Source organism: Rhodobacteraceae bacterium Araon29, from assembly GCA_039640505.1.
Lineage (GTDB): Bacteria > Pseudomonadota > Alphaproteobacteria > Rhodobacterales > Rhodobacteraceae > CABZJG01.
In genome coordinates, this window is the sequence record CP046865.1 from 2,511,659 (window position 1) to 2,527,194 (window position 15,536).

At 51.1% G+C, this 15,536-nt stretch carries 14 protein-coding genes and 1 pseudogene; 7 read left to right on the top strand and 8 right to left on the bottom strand.

Annotated elements, in window-relative coordinates; all coding sequences use genetic code 11:
• Positions 1 to 4: 4 nt before the first annotated feature.
• The 6 genes from GN278_12130 to GN278_12155 all read right to left on the bottom strand — a co-directional run bounded on the left by GN278_12130 (position 5) and on the right by GN278_12155 (position 6,655).
• Positions 5 to 1,948, bottom strand: a complete 1,944-nt coding sequence (locus GN278_12130; protein XAT61431.1) for an acetyl-CoA carboxylase biotin carboxylase subunit — start codon at positions 1,946 to 1,948, stop codon at positions 5 to 7.
• A 44-nt stretch (positions 1,949 to 1,992) separates the two neighbouring features.
• Positions 1,993 to 3,597: a methylcrotonoyl-CoA carboxylase gene (locus GN278_12135; GenBank protein ID XAT61432.1), complete on the bottom strand. Its 1,605-nt coding sequence runs from the start codon at positions 3,595 to 3,597 to the stop codon at positions 1,993 to 1,995.
• 15 nt (positions 3,598 to 3,612) lie between these two features.
• Complete coding sequence (locus tag GN278_12140; protein ID XAT61433.1) at positions 3,613 to 3,951, bottom strand: hypothetical protein; 339 nt, start codon at positions 3,949 to 3,951, stop codon at positions 3,613 to 3,615.
• The gene (locus GN278_12145) at positions 3,951 to 4,142 is read right to left on the bottom strand and encodes a hypothetical protein (GenBank protein XAT61434.1); all 192 of its coding nucleotides are present in this window, start codon (positions 4,140 to 4,142) and stop codon (positions 3,951 to 3,953) included. Before GN278_12145 ends, GN278_12140 begins: the two co-directional genes overlap by 1 nt.
• On the bottom strand, positions 4,139 to 5,302 hold the full coding sequence (locus tag GN278_12150) for an isovaleryl-CoA dehydrogenase (protein ID XAT61435.1): 1,164 nt from the start codon (positions 5,300 to 5,302) through the stop codon (positions 4,139 to 4,141). The genes GN278_12145 and GN278_12150 overlap by 4 nt, the downstream gene beginning before the upstream one ends.
• Positions 5,303 to 5,461: 159 nt before the next feature.
• Positions 5,462 to 6,655 (bottom strand): aminotransferase, encoded by a 1,194-nt coding sequence (locus tag GN278_12155; protein XAT61436.1) that lies wholly within the window; start codon positions 6,653 to 6,655, stop codon positions 5,462 to 5,464.
• Positions 6,656 to 6,790: 135 nt separating this feature from the next.
• Between GN278_12155 and GN278_12160 the strand changes: the two genes are divergently transcribed.
• Positions 6,791 to 8,092, top strand: a complete 1,302-nt coding sequence (locus GN278_12160) for an MmgE/PrpD family protein (protein ID XAT61437.1) — start codon at positions 6,791 to 6,793, stop codon at positions 8,090 to 8,092.
• Between the two features lie 146 nt (positions 8,093 to 8,238).
• Here the strand turns inward: GN278_12160 and GN278_12165 are convergent, their stop codons facing one another.
• Both GN278_12165 and GN278_12170 read right to left on the bottom strand, forming a co-directional pair.
• Positions 8,239 to 8,646 carry a hypothetical protein gene (locus GN278_12165; protein ID XAT61438.1) on the bottom strand — a complete coding sequence of 136 codons (408 nt, stop codon included), beginning with the start codon at positions 8,644 to 8,646 and terminating at the stop codon, positions 8,239 to 8,241.
• Positions 8,647 to 8,708: 62 nt separating this feature from the next.
• Positions 8,709 to 9,388: pseudogene (locus GN278_12170) on the bottom strand (HAD-IA family hydrolase).
• A gap of 152 nt (positions 9,389 to 9,540) precedes the next feature.
• On the opposite strand from GN278_12170, the gene glmU reads away from it, so the two are divergent.
• The 6 genes from glmU to GN278_12200 all read left to right on the top strand — a co-directional run bounded on the left by glmU (position 9,541) and on the right by GN278_12200 (position 15,445).
• Positions 9,541 to 10,896 (top strand): bifunctional UDP-N-acetylglucosamine diphosphorylase/glucosamine-1-phosphate N-acetyltransferase GlmU, encoded by a 1,356-nt coding sequence (gene glmU, locus GN278_12175; GenBank protein ID XAT61439.1) that lies wholly within the window; start codon positions 9,541 to 9,543, stop codon positions 10,894 to 10,896.
• Positions 10,896 to 12,716, top strand: coding sequence for a glutamine--fructose-6-phosphate transaminase (isomerizing) (glmS, locus tag GN278_12180; GenBank protein XAT61440.1), 1,821 nt, complete (start codon positions 10,896 to 10,898; stop codon positions 12,714 to 12,716). The genes glmU and glmS overlap by 1 nt, the downstream gene beginning before the upstream one ends.
• Complete coding sequence (locus tag GN278_12185; protein ID XAT61441.1) at positions 12,641 to 13,066, top strand: hypothetical protein; 426 nt, start codon at positions 12,641 to 12,643, stop codon at positions 13,064 to 13,066. Before glmS ends, GN278_12185 begins: the two co-directional genes overlap by 76 nt.
• 61 nt (positions 13,067 to 13,127) lie before the next feature.
• Complete coding sequence (locus GN278_12190) at positions 13,128 to 13,658, top strand: hypothetical protein (protein XAT61442.1); 531 nt, start codon at positions 13,128 to 13,130, stop codon at positions 13,656 to 13,658.
• A 72-nt stretch (positions 13,659 to 13,730) separates the two neighbouring features.
• Positions 13,731 to 14,624, top strand: coding sequence for a restriction endonuclease (locus GN278_12195; GenBank protein XAT61443.1), 894 nt, complete (start codon positions 13,731 to 13,733; stop codon positions 14,622 to 14,624).
• Positions 14,625 to 15,019: 395 nt separating this feature from the next.
• The gene (locus tag GN278_12200) at positions 15,020 to 15,445 is read left to right on the top strand and encodes a pseudoazurin (protein ID XAT61444.1); all 426 of its coding nucleotides are present in this window, start codon (positions 15,020 to 15,022) and stop codon (positions 15,443 to 15,445) included.
• The last annotated feature ends 91 nt before the right edge of the window (positions 15,446 to 15,536 follow it).

Here is a 15,536-nt window from a genome sequence, read left to right on the forward strand (position 1 = left end):
TTTATCACTCACCATCGGCATCATCTGCGAGCCCAATCAACGGATCATCTGCCGCAACTTGAGCGCCACTTTTGACCAGAACATCTTTAATATGGCAATCGCGCGGCGCCACCAAAACATGCTCCATTTTCATCGCTTCAAGTACCAGCAAACGCGTGCCCTGGGCTACCTGCTGTCCAGGTTGAACCAGTATGTCCCGCACCAAGCCCGGCATCGGCGCATTGATCTGAACGGCCTGATCGAGAGTATTGGATGTCCGGTTGAGCGGGTCGAGCACGTCAAAGAGCAATCCGCCATTTACAAAGACCGTGATCTCAGGACCGTTTTGATAAAGCGGCGGCAAATGTTGATCTGTAAGTTGCCATTTTTGGCCATCATAATGAGCCTCAACCTTGTTGCAATCATAGTCTAGGAGACAGCGGTCCCCAAGAACTGTCGCCGTGACTTCATAAAGGTTGTCTTTGTGGCTGAGCCCCAATCGGCTTTGAAGGGGTGACCAAAGTGTAAATCCTGCCAGTGGATTGGGTTGAAATTGTAAATCAATAACGGCCAGCGCTGCAGCAATGATCGCATTCTGCGGAGCAGATTTTGGCGCAACCAATGCCTCAAAATCGCGTGCGATTAGATCGGTATCCACATCGCCGCTTCGAAAGGCTGAATTTTGGCTGAGAGCCGTTAAAAAGCCAAGGTTCGTCACAGCGCCCGCCACATGGGTGCATTGTAAAGCATGGGTCAGCTTGTCCATCGCCTTATCGCGGCTTTGCGCATGCACAATAAGCTTGGCAATCATTGGATCGTAGAACGGCGATATGTCATCACCAGAGCGAACCGCGCTGTCGGCTCTGCACCCTTCGGCAAAAGCAATATGCTCAAGGCGGCCAGCGGCCGGCAGAAAGCCTTTTTCGGCATCTTCGGCATAGAGCCTTGCCTCAATCGCATGGCCGTTTAGGTGCAGATCATTTTGCGCCTTTGGCAGCGGCTCGCCTGCTGCCACACGCAATTGCCATTCTACCAGATCAATGCCAGTCACCGCCTCGGTAACCGGGTGCTCGACCTGCAGGCGTGTGTTCATTTCCATAAACCAGAAACGATCGGGTCGCAGACCGTCACTTGCATCGGTGATAAATTCGATGGTGCCTGCGCCTTTATAATGGATGGCCTGCGCTGCGCGAACAGCTGCGTCGCCCATGGCGCTGCGCATATCTTCGCACATTCCGGGCGCGGGCGCTTCTTCGATGACTTTCTGATGGCGCCGCTGCAATGAGCAATCGCGCTCAAAAAGATGGATCACGTCGTGGCCATCGCCAAAAACCTGCACCTCGATATGGCGCGGACAGCTGATATATTTTTCGATAAGAACCGCGTCATTGCCAAAGGCGGTCTGGGCCTCCGCGCGGGCCGATTGCAGAGCGTTGGTGAACTCCTCTGCACTTTCCACCAAACGCATGCCTTTGCCGCCGCCGCCAGCGACCGCTTTGATCAGAACAGGATAGCCGATCTGCTCTGCTTGTTCGGCTAGATACGCATCGCTTTGATCAGCCCCGTGATAGCCAGGCACCACCGGCACGCCGGCCTTTTGCATCAACGCTTTGGCTGCATCTTTAAGTCCCATGGCACGGATGGACGAAGCCGATGGCCCGATAAACGTCAATCCAGCGGCTTCCACCGCTTCAACGAACTCAGGGTTTTCGGATAAAAATCCATACCCGGGGTGTATCGCTTGAGCGCCGCTATCAAGCGCAGCCTTAATGATGCGTGCGCTGTTTAGGTAGCTTTGCGCAGGCGATGCGGCGCCAATATGCACAGCTTCGTCCGCGCTGGCGACATGCAAGCTGTCCCGGTCCACATCAGAATAGACCGCCACCGTGGCAATGCCCATTTTTTGCGCTGTTCGCGCCACCCGAGCCGCAATTTCACCGCGGTTGGCAATCAGAATTTTTTCAAACATCTTAGGTCTCACTATTAGAAGCCTTTTGTTAGATCGGGCGTCACTTACATCCGGAAAACGCCAAATTGTGTGTCTTCTATTGGGGCATTAAGAGCCGCACGCAGCGACAGGAAAAGCACCTCGCGGGATTTCCGGGGATCAATAATGCCGTCATCCCAAAGCCGTGCGCTGGCATAGAGCGGATGGGATTGGCGTTCAAACATGTCAATGGTCGGGGCTTTGAAAGCCTCTTCTTCTTCGTTGCTCCAAGAGCCCCCCTTACGCTCAATGGCATCGCGCTTGACCGTTGCCAAAACGCCTGCGGCTTGCGCGCCGCCCATGACAGAGATGCGGCTCGCTGGCCAGCTCCACATGAAGCGCGGCTGATAAGCACGCCCGGACATGCCATAATTTCCGGCCCCAAAGCTGCCGCCGACCACCATGGTGACTTTCGGAACGGCAGTGGTCGCCACCGCAGTCACCATTTTGGCACCATGGCGCGCTATACCCTGGTTTTCGTATTTTTGCCCCACCATAAACCCAGTGATATTTTGCAAAAACACCAAAGGTATTTTGCGCTGGCTGCACAGTTCAACAAAATGCGCGCCTTTCTGCGCAGACTCGCTAAATAAAACACCATTATTGGCAATGATCCCCACAGGGCATCCCATAAGATGGGCAAAACCTGTCACCAAAGTTTCCCCAAAACGCGGTTTAAACTCATCAAAGCGCGATCCATCAATCACGCGCATCAAAAGCTCGCGGATATCATAGGGTTTGCGCAAGTCGGGCGGCACTATGCCAAGGATTTCCTCGGGATCATAGGCGGGATCTTCGGGGGACTGCAAAACGACCCCTGTCGGCTTTTGGCGGTTTAAATTGCCAACCGCGCGGCGCGCCAAGGCCAAAGCATGCGCATCATCTTCGGCAAGGTAATCGGCCACACCCGACATCCGGGTATGCACATCGCCGCCGCCGAGCGCTTCGGCGCTGACAACTTCGCCAGTTGCCGCCTTTACTAAAGGCGGTCCGGCCAAAAAGATCGTGCCTTGGTCTTTGACGATAATGGTCACATCAGACATTGCCGGCACATAGGCGCCGCCCGCCGTGCAAGACCCCATCACCACGGCGATTTGGGCAATGCCTTTGGCCGACATGCGGGCCTGATTGTAAAAAATTCGGCCGAAATGATCTCGGTCGGGAAAGACCTCATCCTGATTGGGCAAATTCGCCCCACCGCTATCAACCAGATAGATACAGGGCAGATGACATTCTTCGGCAATTTCTTGAGCTCTGAGGTGTTTTTTCACGCTCATAGGGAAATATGTGCCGCCTTTGACCGTTGCATCATTGCACACCACCATGCAGTCGATGCCATTCACCTGACCGACCCCTGCAATCACACCGGCAGATGGCGCTGCGCCCTCGTACATCCCATGCGCGGCGGTCACTCCGATTTCTAAAAACGGACTGCCCGGATCCAACAGGTTTGATACCCGATCCCGCGGCAACAGCTTGCCGCGCGACAGATGCCGTTCCCGCGCCGCCTCACCGCCGCCCAGCTCTGCCATTTGCACCGCTTCTTGCACCGCAGAAAGGGCGGCAAGCTGGGACTGCCGATTTGCGTTGAAGTCTTCGGAATTTGTGATCACTTTTGACTTAAGTTTCATGGCATCCTCTTTACACTAAGCTCTTGGAACAAGGTCGTTGGCAAGACTTCTTTTAAAGTGCAACAATTGCCCCCAATAGCCGGCAACATACCTGTAGGGTGCAGCATTTGCCGGCTGGCAAACGACCTCAATCCGCTCCCAAAAAGCGCGACCTGCGAGAGCATAACAATCTGTCAGTTGCGCAGACCGTCCCTCGGCACTTTCATTTTCAAGGTAAAGCGCGCTGTAGTGATCAATGATGTCAGTCTCGCTTAAGGTAGTGGTTTGCACCCCAAGGCGCAGCGCGATAAGTCCGACAACCGCTATAAACAGCGCCATAGCAATCCAAGCAAAAGAGAACGTTCCAATTTGCATCACGGTTGCCGCAGTGACCAAAGGAGCAATGCAGGATCCGCAGTCATTTTCAAATCACAGTTTGCACCGGCGTTCACATGCGGCTGGTTGGAGGTCTTTTCCCCGGTTTCTAAAAGTTTCAAAATATCCGCCAAAGCCCCCTGCCCCATAAGCCAGATTATCGCAATTGTGATCGCGAAAACCTGTTTCATCGCATGGCCGACATCAATTCGCGCCCTACGAGCATGCGCCTAATTTCCGAGGTCCCCGCCCCAATTTCCATCAGCTTTGCATCGCGGAAAATGCGCGCCACCGGTGCATCTGCCAAAAAGCCCGCACCGCCCAGCGCCTGTACTGCCTGATGCGCAACCTGCATCGCCTGTTCTGAGGCATAAAGCACGCAGGCCGCAGCATCTTGGCGGGTCACTGCGCCGCGATCACAGGCTTTGGCCACTTCATATACATAGGCCCGCGCTGAATTCATTGCGGTGTACATATCGGCTATTTTGCCCTGCATCAGTTGGAAATCGCCAATGCTTTGGCCGAATTGCTTGCGCTCGACCATGTAAGGCATCACCTCATCCAGACAGGCGGCCATAATCCCGCAGCCAATCCCCGAAAGCACAACCCGCTCATAATCCAGACCGGACATCAGCACCTGCACACCCTTACCCTCTTCGCCGAGCATATTTTCAAACGGCACTTCGACATCGTCAAAGATGAGTTCGGCGGTGTTCGAGCCCCGCATCCCCAATTTGTCAAAATGCGGCGAGGTGGAAAATCCGGTCATTTCCTTTTCGATCAAAAAAGCCGTGATGCCCTTTGAGCCGCCGCTCGGATCGGTTTTCGCATAAACCACAAGCGTATCTGCATCCGGCCCATTGGTGATCCAGTATTTATTGCCGTTGAGCCGATAATAGCCGTTTAGCTTTTCTGCCTTTAGCTTCATCGACACCACATCAGAGCCGGCGCTAGGCTCAGACATCGCCAAGGCACCCACATGCGCGCCCGAAATCAGCCGTGGAAGGTATTTTTCCTTTTGCGCCTGGGTGCCGTTGAGCTTGATCTGGTTAACACAGAGGTTGGAGTGCGCCCCATAGGACAAGCTGACAGAGGCGCTCGCGCGCGCAACCTCTTCCACTGCTACCGTATGGGCCAGATAGCTCATACCAGCGCCGCCAAATTCTTCATCAACCGTCAGCCCTAGAAGGCCTAAATCCCCCATTTCACGCCAAAGATGCGCGGGAAACTGATTGCTTTGATCAATCTCGGCGGCCAAGGGCGCAACCCGTTCTTGCGCCCAGCGGTGCACCTGCTCACGCAGAGCAGTCACATCTTCACCCAGATCAAATTCCATCGCAGCGTTAAACATCCGCAACCTCATTTATTGAACAACTGTTCATATTTAGCCGTGTGGGAGCTAATAGGTCAAGCAATATTCGCAGGTTTCACGCTTTTTATAGGATCATACTGGCAAATAAAGAGCGTGCCACTGGCCCCAATCAAGCCAGCAGAGCGCTTTGGCTGGGCCTTAGGCGGCTTGATAGACCGCGCTGACCTCTGCCCGGATTATTCTAGCAATAAGCGCGCAGTCTTCGAGCGAAAAGGTGAGCGGAATGCGCATATCAATCAAGCCAGCAAGAATGCGGTCACTTTTCGGCATCGGGGCGCTTTCAGCATATCGCCAGCTGTCATAGCGCGATGTAAAACCGCTTGGCTCGGCGCCGCCAAACCATTTTAGCTCAACGCCGCGACCTGCACAGCGCGTAAGCACATCCTGCACCGCATCTGGCGGCCAGTCGAGCAGCAAGAACTGAATAGAAGATCCGACATATTTTTCCGCAGCAGGTCGCGGCACCAAAGACAGCCCCGGCGTTTCCTGCAAGCCGGCCTCAACTGTTTGATAACGGCTATTCCAAGCCTCGCATTGGGCTTCAAGCCGCCGCAGTTGCGGACGCAAAATAGCCGCACGCAGATGATCCATGCGGCCCGAAATATTCGGCGTTTCATAGCGCAATGTCTCAAAAGCCGCTGGTGGCGGCGCGGCAAGATGCTTTTCATACAGCATATAGGATCCTGATAGCATAATCGCCCGCGCCATAACCTGTGCATCATCGGTGATTAGAAATCCGCCCTCACCCGAATTCATATGTTTATAAGTCTGGGTGGAATAGCAGCCCACGCGGCCAAAGCGACCAGACCATTGATCATCCCACTGTGCCCCCATCGTGTGCGCACAGTCTTCAATAACGGTAATTCCGGCCGCATCGCAAATCTCCATCAGGCGCTGCATATCACATATATGCCCGCGCATATGGCTTAGCATTAAAACCTTGGCCTGATCCGCCTTGGCTTCCAAATCCGCCAGATCGATCACCAGATCTTCGGTCACGCCAACAAACACCGGCCGCGCGCCCACCGCAGCGATAGAGCCGGGCACCGGTGCCAAAGTAAAGGCATTGGTTAGCACCGCATCGCCCGGCCCGACCTGCAAAGCCCGCAAAGCTGTGGCCAAAGCGTACCCGCCCGAGGCCACCGCCAAACAGTAGCGCGCTCCAACCGAGGCGGCAAACTCCTGCTCCAAAAGCGCCACTTCACCCAGCTCGCCCTCAGCCACGTTATAGCGGTGCAAACGACCAGTTTTTAGCACCGCAACAGCGGCGTCCACCGCATCCTCAGGGATCGGTTCTTGCTGTGTAAATTGACCAGAAAATCGTTCAATCATGCAGCATTGATGCGCTAGAGAAAGCGCGAGGTCAATGGCATTTGAGCGACATATGCACTGCAATCATGTCGCAAAGGCCGCAGAAAGCCATCGGCGTCAGGCAAACAATACCTTTAGCCCCGAAAGGAATGTTTTATGACGCCGCTCAAATTCATTCATGCTTTTGATATGCACGCCGCACCACCTGATTTGCGCGCGCGCATCAAACTCAATCTTCTCGATTTAATCGGCATTGCCGCCGCGGGCCGCCAAACCCGTCTAGCGCAGATTATAAACGATCACGCCACCGAGAACTTTGGCGGCACCCTGCCAATGCTGTTTGACGGCCGCCATGCCAGCGCCCAAGGCGCGGCGCTCGCAGCAGGTATGACCATAGACAGCCTTGATGGCCACGACGGGTTCAACCCGGCCAAGGGCCATATTGGATGCCCGATGATGCCCGCTGCACTGATGTTTGGCCATGAGGCCAACATCAGTGGACAAGATTTTTTAAACAGCCTGATTATGGGTTATGAGTTTGGCGCGCGGGCGGCGATGGCGCAGCATGGCACCGTGCCCGACTATCATACCTCGGGCAGTTGGGGTGCCACCGCTGCGACTGCCGCTGGCGCGCGCATTGCAAACCTGACCTCTGACCAAACACGACACGCGCTCGGGATTGCAGAATACCACGGCCCGCGCAGCCAGATGATGCGCTGCATTGACCACCCCACAATGCTCAAAGACGGTGCAGGCTGGGGCGCCATGACCGGGGTTGCGGCGGTAAAACTGGCGCTTAGCGGCTTTACCGGCGCCCCGGCGCTGACCATCGAGCAAGCGCCGGAATACTGGCAGGATCTTGGCGCAGATTGGTACCTGCGCAAGCAATATTTCAAACCCTATCCGGTGTGCCGCTGGGCCCAGCCACCGATTGAGGCAGCACTCAAGCTGCGCCAAGCCCATCACATCCAACCCGCGCAGATTGATAAGATCGAAATCATCACCTTCCATCAGTCTGTACGCCTGGCCACCTCAACGCCGCGCACCACGGAAGAGGCGCAATACTCAACCTCATTTCCGGTCGCCATAGCGCTGGCGCGCGGCACTGTTACACCTGCAGATATCGCAGACGACAATCTGACCGACCCAGAAATCCTGCGTCTGTCGCATGCTATAACCCTGCGCGAAGATGACACCGCCAATGCCGCCTTTCCGGCGCGGCGCCTGGCGCGGGTCGCCATCACGCTTTTGGATGGGCGCCACTATGAAAGCGACTGGAGCGAAGCGCGCTGGGATGCTGCCGCGCCGCCATCCGAGAAAGAGCTACGCGAAAAATATCACGCGCTTGCCGATCCGGTTTTGGGGCCGCACCGCGCCGGCGACATTGAAAGTGCCGTAGAGACCTTGGACAAAACTGCCCTCAGCACCCTATCCCAACACATCCTGTGCCCACTTTAAATCAGGTCAGATTAAATCAGTTCATATTTTTTCTTTGCATAAATACTCACTTAAGAACGGTAACAGCCCTCCAAAACGCTTGCTTTAAGGCCGCTGATGGAGCGTAGCAATTACCGCGCCTTGCCCCTAAGGGTTCCACCAAGTCTCTAAGACTTCTCTTGATACATAATATCTATTTTTAGGTTACTGGGGTCTAAAACAAAGGCAGCATAATACCGTGACCCGTGGTATTCAGGGTAATTCTTAGGGGCATTTATGATGTGATTTTTCCCAAATAGTCTCACAATAGATTTGTAGATGGCATCTACTTGTTCAGCGCTTGAAGCCTTTAGAGCTATATGATGGAAACCGGGTTGGTATATTTGATGCGCGTCACCTGAGCGTTTAGGATCAGATTTATAAAGCAGAAACTCACACTCATTATCTTTATCATAAACCAAAATAGCCTCATTTTGCTCAACAAGCTCGTAGCCCAAAGGCATTAAAACCGCATCGTAGAATTTTTGACTTTCTTCCAAACAAACAACTGAAAGTGCAAGGTGATGTAATATCATGGCAGTATCCTTAGTATAATTACCAGTGATACCTTTACTGCCATCCAATAGATACTGGCGCGCTAGAGTCCGCCGATAGGTTGCCCCAAAACCCGCTCCAAACAATCCTCAAAATCGTCATACGACTTTAGGATCGCATCGGGCTTTAGCAACGCCAGATCGCCTTCTCCAAACCCAAAATCGACAAGAATGGATGGCACTCCGGCCGCGCGGGCCGTTTTGTGATCAGTGACCGTATCGCCCACCATAACGGCTTCTTCAACCTGCCCCCCAAGCTGCCGCACCGTTTCAAAAAACGCCTCTGGATCAGGTTTTCGCACCGCAAGGCTACCGGCACCGACAAGGGCGGCAAAGGCCTCACGTACGCCAAGCCGGTCAAGCAGTAACTCGGCAAGCGCAACGGGTTTATTGGTGCAAATACCCACTTTGACACCGTTCGCGCGTAGCCGCCCAACCGCCTCCATTGCCCCGGGGAACAGCTTTGTGTGCACATCAATCTTATCTCGGTAAGCCTCTAGCAAAATTGGGTAATAGGCATCCACCACTGCCTCATCCATCTTTCCCAAACGCTCTAACCCGCAGGTGAGCATCGCCCGCCCCCGCGCATGCCTGTGGCCGCATCTGCTTTGGGGTGCAAAAGATCGTCATGCCCCATCTGCGCAAAACATTGATTTGCAGCAGCGATCAAATCGCCACTGGTGTCGGCCAATGTGCCATCAAGATCAAAGATTACCGTTGTCATAAATTCACCTGTGATTTGAGCCATCAATATAGTCGGTCGGCGAAACCCTGCCATGCTGTGTTACAATCTGCAATGCAAGTTGACGATCTCTATCTTGCACCAAAGCCAAAGACATATGATAAGGTGCTGGCAAAACATAAGGGATTTTATATATGCAAACCGCCGTTGTGATCTTGGCTGCCGGACAGGGCACAAGGATGAACTCTGATCTTCCCAAAGTGCTTCACCCTGTGGCCGGTGCAGCCCTTTTGCAACATGCTATGGCGTCGGCAGCGCCTTTAGAGCCAGAGCGCACGGTTATTGTCGCTGGTCATGGCGCGGATCAGGTTAGGACCTGCGCCCAAGACCATACACCAGAGGCAAAAATTGTCTTGCAACAGGAACAACTGGGCACAGCCCATGCGGTGTTGCAAGCCCGTCCTGAGCTGCAAAATTTTGATGGGAATCTGCTAGTACTCTATGGCGATACGCCCTTTATTGGCCCAGAAACTCTGGCGAAGATGACCGCCGCACGGGCAACGGCTGATCTGGTGGTATTGGGCTTTAACGCGGCTGATCCCGGGCGCTATGGCCGGTTGATCACCCAAGGTGATAGCCTTAAGCGGATAGTCGAGTTTAAAGATGCAAGCGCCGAAGAGCGCGCCATAACACTGTGCAACAGCGGCGTCATGCTGGCCAAAGCCAGCGGGCTTTTTGCCCTTCTGGATCAGGTCAGCAACGACAATGCTGCGGGTGAATACTACCTTACAGATTGTGTTGCTTTGGCGCAGCAGTCAGGCCAGAGCGCACAGGTGGTGATTTGCAACGAAGCCGAAACTCTGGGCGTCAATTCGCGCATTGATCTTGCCGCAGCCGAAGCAGCCTTTCAGGACCGCGCGCGCAATGACCTACTGGAAAACGGTGTCACTATGGCAGCGCCAGAAAGCGTTTATCTTAGCTACGATACGGTGATCGGACGCGATGCCACAATCGAACAGAACGTTGTTTTTGGCCCCGGAGTGACGATTGAAAGCGGCGCGCTGATCCGTGCATTTTCGCATTTAGAGGGGTGCCATGTGGCCAAAGGCGCCGTGGTTGGGCCCTATGCGCGGCTACGCCCGGGAACAGAGTTGGCCGAAGCAGCAAAGGTTGGTAATTTTGTCGAGATCAAAAACGCCGAAGTGGGCGAAGGTGCTAAAATCAACCACCTGAGCTATGTCGGTGATGCCACGGTTGGCGCCAAGGCAAATCTGGGCGCTGGCACCATCACCTGCAATTACGATGGGGTGATGAAACATCGCACAGATATTGGCGCTGGTGCGTTTATCGGATCAAACACTATGCTGGTGGCGCCAGTGCGCATTGGAGCGCAAGCCATGACTGGCAGCGGATCGGTCATCACCGATGATGTTGCAGAGGGTGATCTGGCACTGGCGCGGGCCAAACAGGTCAATAAAACCGGTCTGGCGATCAAATTATTTGATTTATTTAAAAAACGAAAAGCCAAAAGTGATTTGGAGAACAAGTAATGTGTGGAATTATTGGTGTTTTGGGCAACCACGAAGTGGCGCCTATTTTGGTCGATGCACTCAAACGGCTTGAATATCGCGGCTACGACAGTGCCGGCATTGCAACGGTTAATGGCGGCCGTCTCGCGCGGCGCCGTGCAGTTGGCAAGCTTGCCGAGCTGAGCGATCTTTTGGTGCATGAACCGCTGGTCGGCAAGTCTGGCATTGGCCATACCCGTTGGGCCACCCATGGGGCACCGAATGTGGAAAATGCCCACCCGCATCGCACCGGCGGGGTCTGCGTTGTGCACAACGGCATTATTGAAAATTTTCAAGAGCTACGTGAAGCGCTTGCCAGTGACGGGATTACCCCCACGACCGATACCGACACAGAAACCATCGCCATGCTGGCGCAGAGCTATCTTTTAAAAGGTCACAGCCCACAGGTCGCCGTGGAAAATACGCTCGCACGCCTGAAAGGCGCCTTTGCTTTGTGCTTTTTATTCGAAGGCGAAGAAGACCTGATGATTGCGGCGCGGCATGGATCACCACTTGCCATCGGTTATGGCGACGGAGAAATGTTTATTGGATCGGACGCCATCGCATTGGCCCCGATGACCAACCGCATCTGTTATCTTGAAGAGGGCGACTATGCCGTCATCACCCGCTCCGGCGCCGAGATATTTGGCAGCGATGGTGCTTTGGTCAACCGTGAAATTCGCGTTATTCGCGGCGATCAAAACCGGATCGACAAAGATGGGTATACCCACTTTATGGAAAAGGAAATCTATCAGCAGCCCAGCGTGCTTGGCGCGGCGCTAAGCCACTATATTCCCGATGGCGCCACAATTCACCTTGCTGGCGCCGAGATCGACTTTACCAAGATTGACCGGTTGACTTTGGTGGCCTGCGGCACCGCCTATTTTGCCTGTCTGACCGCCAAATACTGGTTTGAAAAGCTGGCCCGTATACCAGTTGAGATTGATGTCGCCTCTGAGTTCCGCTACCGCGAGCCGCCAGTGCCGCCGCGCACCATGGCGCTTTTCGTCAGCCAGTCCGGCGAAACCGCCGACACTTTGGCCGCGCTGCGGTATTGCCGCCATAAGGCCGATCATATCTGGTCAGTGACCAATGTGGCCGAAAGCTCGATCGCGCGGGAAAGCGATGTGTCGCTGCCAATCCATGCAGGGGTGGAAATAGGCGTTGCCTCGACCAAGGCCTTTACCTGCCAGTTGACAGTTTTGCTTATGATGGCGCTCAAAGCCGCAGAAGATCGCGGAGAGCTGGGCGCTGATCAACGGGCCGAATTGATTAGCCAAATCCGAAACCTTCCATCCTTGATCAATCTGGCGCTAGATCAATCGGACAGCTTTCGCAATGTGGCAGGCGGATTGGCCAAGGCCCGCGATATCCTGTTTTTAGGACGCGGCATCATGTATCCGCTAGCGCATGAAGGCGCTCTAAAGCTTAAAGAAATCAGCTATATCCATGCGGAAGCCTATGCTGCTGGCGAGCTAAAGCATGGCCCGATTGCACTTGTGGACGACAAGGTGCCCGTGGTGGTGATGGCCCCGCGCGATGCACTGTTTGATAAAACCATCTCGAACGTCCAAGAGGTTATGGCGCGCAAGGGCCGAGTCATCCTTTTATCTGACCAAGAAGGTGTGTCGCAGGCAGGAGAGGGCATATGGCAAGGCGTCAAAATGCCCGAATGCCATGATATCATTGCCCCAATAGTCTATGCCGTTCCGGCGCAAATGCTCGCATATTTCACCGCTGTCGCCAAAGGCACAGACGTGGATCAACCGCGAAACCTCGCGAAATCTGTGACAGTCGAGTAGGTTTGAGTGGTGAAAACTCAGAACCAAAATATGCAAATTTTCTTTGCTTTGTAGTCTCTGTTCAGACTAATAAACTGATTAGTCAAAGAGGTGGAATTGGTTATTCCAAGTCTCAAAAAGAAATCCATGACCTTATCAAATCACTTCATGAGAGCGGTCTTGGATATCGAAGAATTGCGCAACATCTCAACTCAAAGAACATCACCACTCTGACTGGGAAGGAGTGGAAGGGCAATCATGTCTTTGCAGTCCTGAAGCGATACAGACAAAGAGAAGAGAGATTATCTAGAAAAGAGGAAGTGTTTGAACCAGAGATTTCAAAGTTTGAGGTGAGGTGGGAAAAACTCTAACGATGTGATATGGATCAAGTAAAGGTTTGTGAGATACATCTCTAAATACTGAGGCAAAAGTATGAGACATTTTTTTTTAAGTGTTGTTTTTTATATTGGTTTTGTCTCGTCGGCGCTTGCTCTCGAATGCAAGCAAGATACGTTAACCGAAAATAGCGATGGTGAAATGCTTCAAACGCTCTCTGGGGACATTTTTGAATCGCTTGGAGGCGACAGCATAACTGCACTCCTCTGGTTGCCGATGAGTGATTTGTTGGTTTGTGGACCTAACCTTTTTGATTATACGGGCACAACTTATAAAATATATGAGATTACCAATATTGATGATGGCGAAAAAATTAGCGCTTTAGCGATTAAATCTTCTTCAATGCCAACTCAAACCTCAGGTGGTTGCTATAAGTCATCAATAGTGAAACCTACGCCATTTATGGGCAATAACGATGAAATTTTTGTGTTGTCAGACGGAAGCGTTTGGCAAATAAAATATGAGTACGAATACATGTATGAGTATTACCCAACCATTGTTGCTTGTCCCGATGCTGGTTACGTCATTGTCGACGGTAAAAAATTAAATGCCATTGTCTTAAAGTGATCAACCCTGCAGTCCCGCAACGATTTAACTATTGATATTTAATAATAAAAATAAAAACTAGGATTTATTAAAATGAAACTTCCCAGTTATCAAGATTATTACCCATATATTCTGATGTTTGCAGATAAACCGCAAACATCAGATGAGTATTTAACTCTTATATGTGAAGAAATGAATATTTCCGATGATGCCCAAAAAGTAAAAAATCCTTCTGGCGAACCAACGGTAAGGAACAGATTACGGTGGGGTATTCACTATCTTAGACACGCAAAGTTGATGGATAAACCAGCACGCGGTAAATACGTGATAACTGAGAGAGGAAAACAAATTAGAGGCGAGTTCGGGAAAAATATAACAAACAAGACTTTGGAAAAATTTGAAGAATATAGAGCATTCAAAGGAGCAAAATCTGAAAAAATACCAGTTTCTGAAGAACAGCAAGCAGATATGCTTACCCCAACTGAACAGATTGATGGCATTTTTGAAAATATAACAAATGAATTAAAGCAAGAGTTGCTGAATCAAGTTTATGATTCATCTCCATATTTCTTTGAACGCATTGTTGTAGATTTGCTTAAAAAGATGGGATACGGAAACTTTGATGGAACTACCGTTACAAGCAAAGGTGGGGATGGTGGGATTGACGGACTAGTTTATCAAGATGTTTTAGGGTTGGAGATAGTTTATGTGCAAGCGAAACGATATAAGGAGGGCAATAATGTTGGTCGTCCAGATTTACAAAAATTTGTTGGTTCATTAAGCGGTAGAAAAGCAACAAAGGGTGTATTTTTTACAACATCTGATTTTACCACAGATGCTCTCAGTTATCTTGAGACAGTTCGTGAGAAAATCGTCTGCGTAAATCGCGAGAGATTACTCAGTCTTCTTATTGAAAATAAAGTTGGTGTGGAGTTGCGTTCAACGCACCATACCTACAAAATAGACGAAGATTATTTTTCAGAATGAAATTACAGATATTCAGCGATCATCCAAGAAATCTAGCAAAAGCATTAACTGTGGAATAGTTTGGAGCAGTTTTTCATTTTTGCAAATGTTGATGCCTCTATTAATAGATTGAATTCGCATTATCTGTAAAATTTAAAGGAGAGGAGAGCGGGCATTATATTTACAAGAAAACATAAGATAAAATGAAAAATTTCCTTTCTAAAAATCAATAAGATATAGGATATTATTAAAACTACTATTTCGAGATTATTTAAATAATTAAAATAATTTTCAAATACTTCCCATCAATATTATATCAGAGTGATGGTTATTTACTTTCCAGCACCTACTTTACATTTATAACTCGATCTAGCGCCGACATAATGGATCGTCATCTCATTTTAAGGTTTCAAACTATGCACTATTTACTGTCTTTTTTCTCTATTTTCACCCTTTTAATTAATACCAACCTTGCTGCCGCTGGCACTATTCAAATTAATTTTACAGAGTATGACTCATACAGCATTGAAGTTGCACATATCGACATAGGAGACACTATAGAATGGTTGCCAAAAAGTAAGGGGCATAATGTAGAGTTTCTCGCAGGTCCAAAAATGGACGCGCTTCCAGCAAAGTCAGAAATAGACGCGTTTCACTCTGTTGTTTTTGAAGTTCCTGGAATTTATTTATATCAGTGTACCCCACATGGTAACATGGGAATGTTAGGGTTAGTGGTCGTAGGCAATGATTTTCACAATTTGGAAGATATTAAGAAAACCCAATTGTCTCGCGTAGCAACCTCAGTGATGAATAGATTGGTAAAAACGGCGAAATTAAATTAAATCCTTCTTCACAAACAATCAGTCAAGGCGGAGTAAGATGTTGTTTTTGTTTTTTTACCCCAATGGGCATCTATAATGCCTTTGGCCATCA

Coding starts and splice junctions, on each gene's coding strand:
- GN278_12130 (XAT61431.1), bottom strand. CDS start 1,948: ATGTTTGAAAAAATTCTGATTGCCAACCGCGGTGAAATTGCGGCTCGG.
- GN278_12135 (XAT61432.1), bottom strand. CDS start 3,597: ATGAAACTTAAGTCAAAAGTGATCACAAATTCCGAAGACTTCAACGCA.
- GN278_12140 (XAT61433.1), bottom strand. CDS start 3,951: ATGCAAATTGGAACGTTCTCTTTTGCTTGGATTGCTATGGCGCTGTTT.
- GN278_12145 (XAT61434.1), bottom strand. CDS start 4,142: ATGAAACAGGTTTTCGCGATCACAATTGCGATAATCTGGCTTATGGGG.
- GN278_12150 (XAT61435.1), bottom strand. CDS start 5,302: ATGTTTAACGCTGCGATGGAATTTGATCTGGGTGAAGATGTGACTGCT.
- GN278_12155 (XAT61436.1), bottom strand. CDS start 6,655: ATGATTGAACGATTTTCTGGTCAATTTACACAGCAAGAACCGATCCCT.
- GN278_12160 (XAT61437.1), top strand. CDS start 6,791: ATGACGCCGCTCAAATTCATTCATGCTTTTGATATGCACGCCGCACCA.
- GN278_12165 (XAT61438.1), bottom strand. CDS start 8,646: ATGATATTACATCACCTTGCACTTTCAGTTGTTTGTTTGGAAGAAAGT.
- glmU (XAT61439.1), top strand. CDS start 9,541: ATGCAAACCGCCGTTGTGATCTTGGCTGCCGGACAGGGCACAAGGATG.
- glmS (XAT61440.1), top strand. CDS start 10,896: ATGTGTGGAATTATTGGTGTTTTGGGCAACCACGAAGTGGCGCCTATT.
- GN278_12190 (XAT61442.1), top strand. CDS start 13,128: ATGAGACATTTTTTTTTAAGTGTTGTTTTTTATATTGGTTTTGTCTCG.
- GN278_12195 (XAT61443.1), top strand. CDS start 13,731: ATGAAACTTCCCAGTTATCAAGATTATTACCCATATATTCTGATGTTT.
- GN278_12200 (XAT61444.1), top strand. CDS start 15,020: ATGCACTATTTACTGTCTTTTTTCTCTATTTTCACCCTTTTAATTAAT.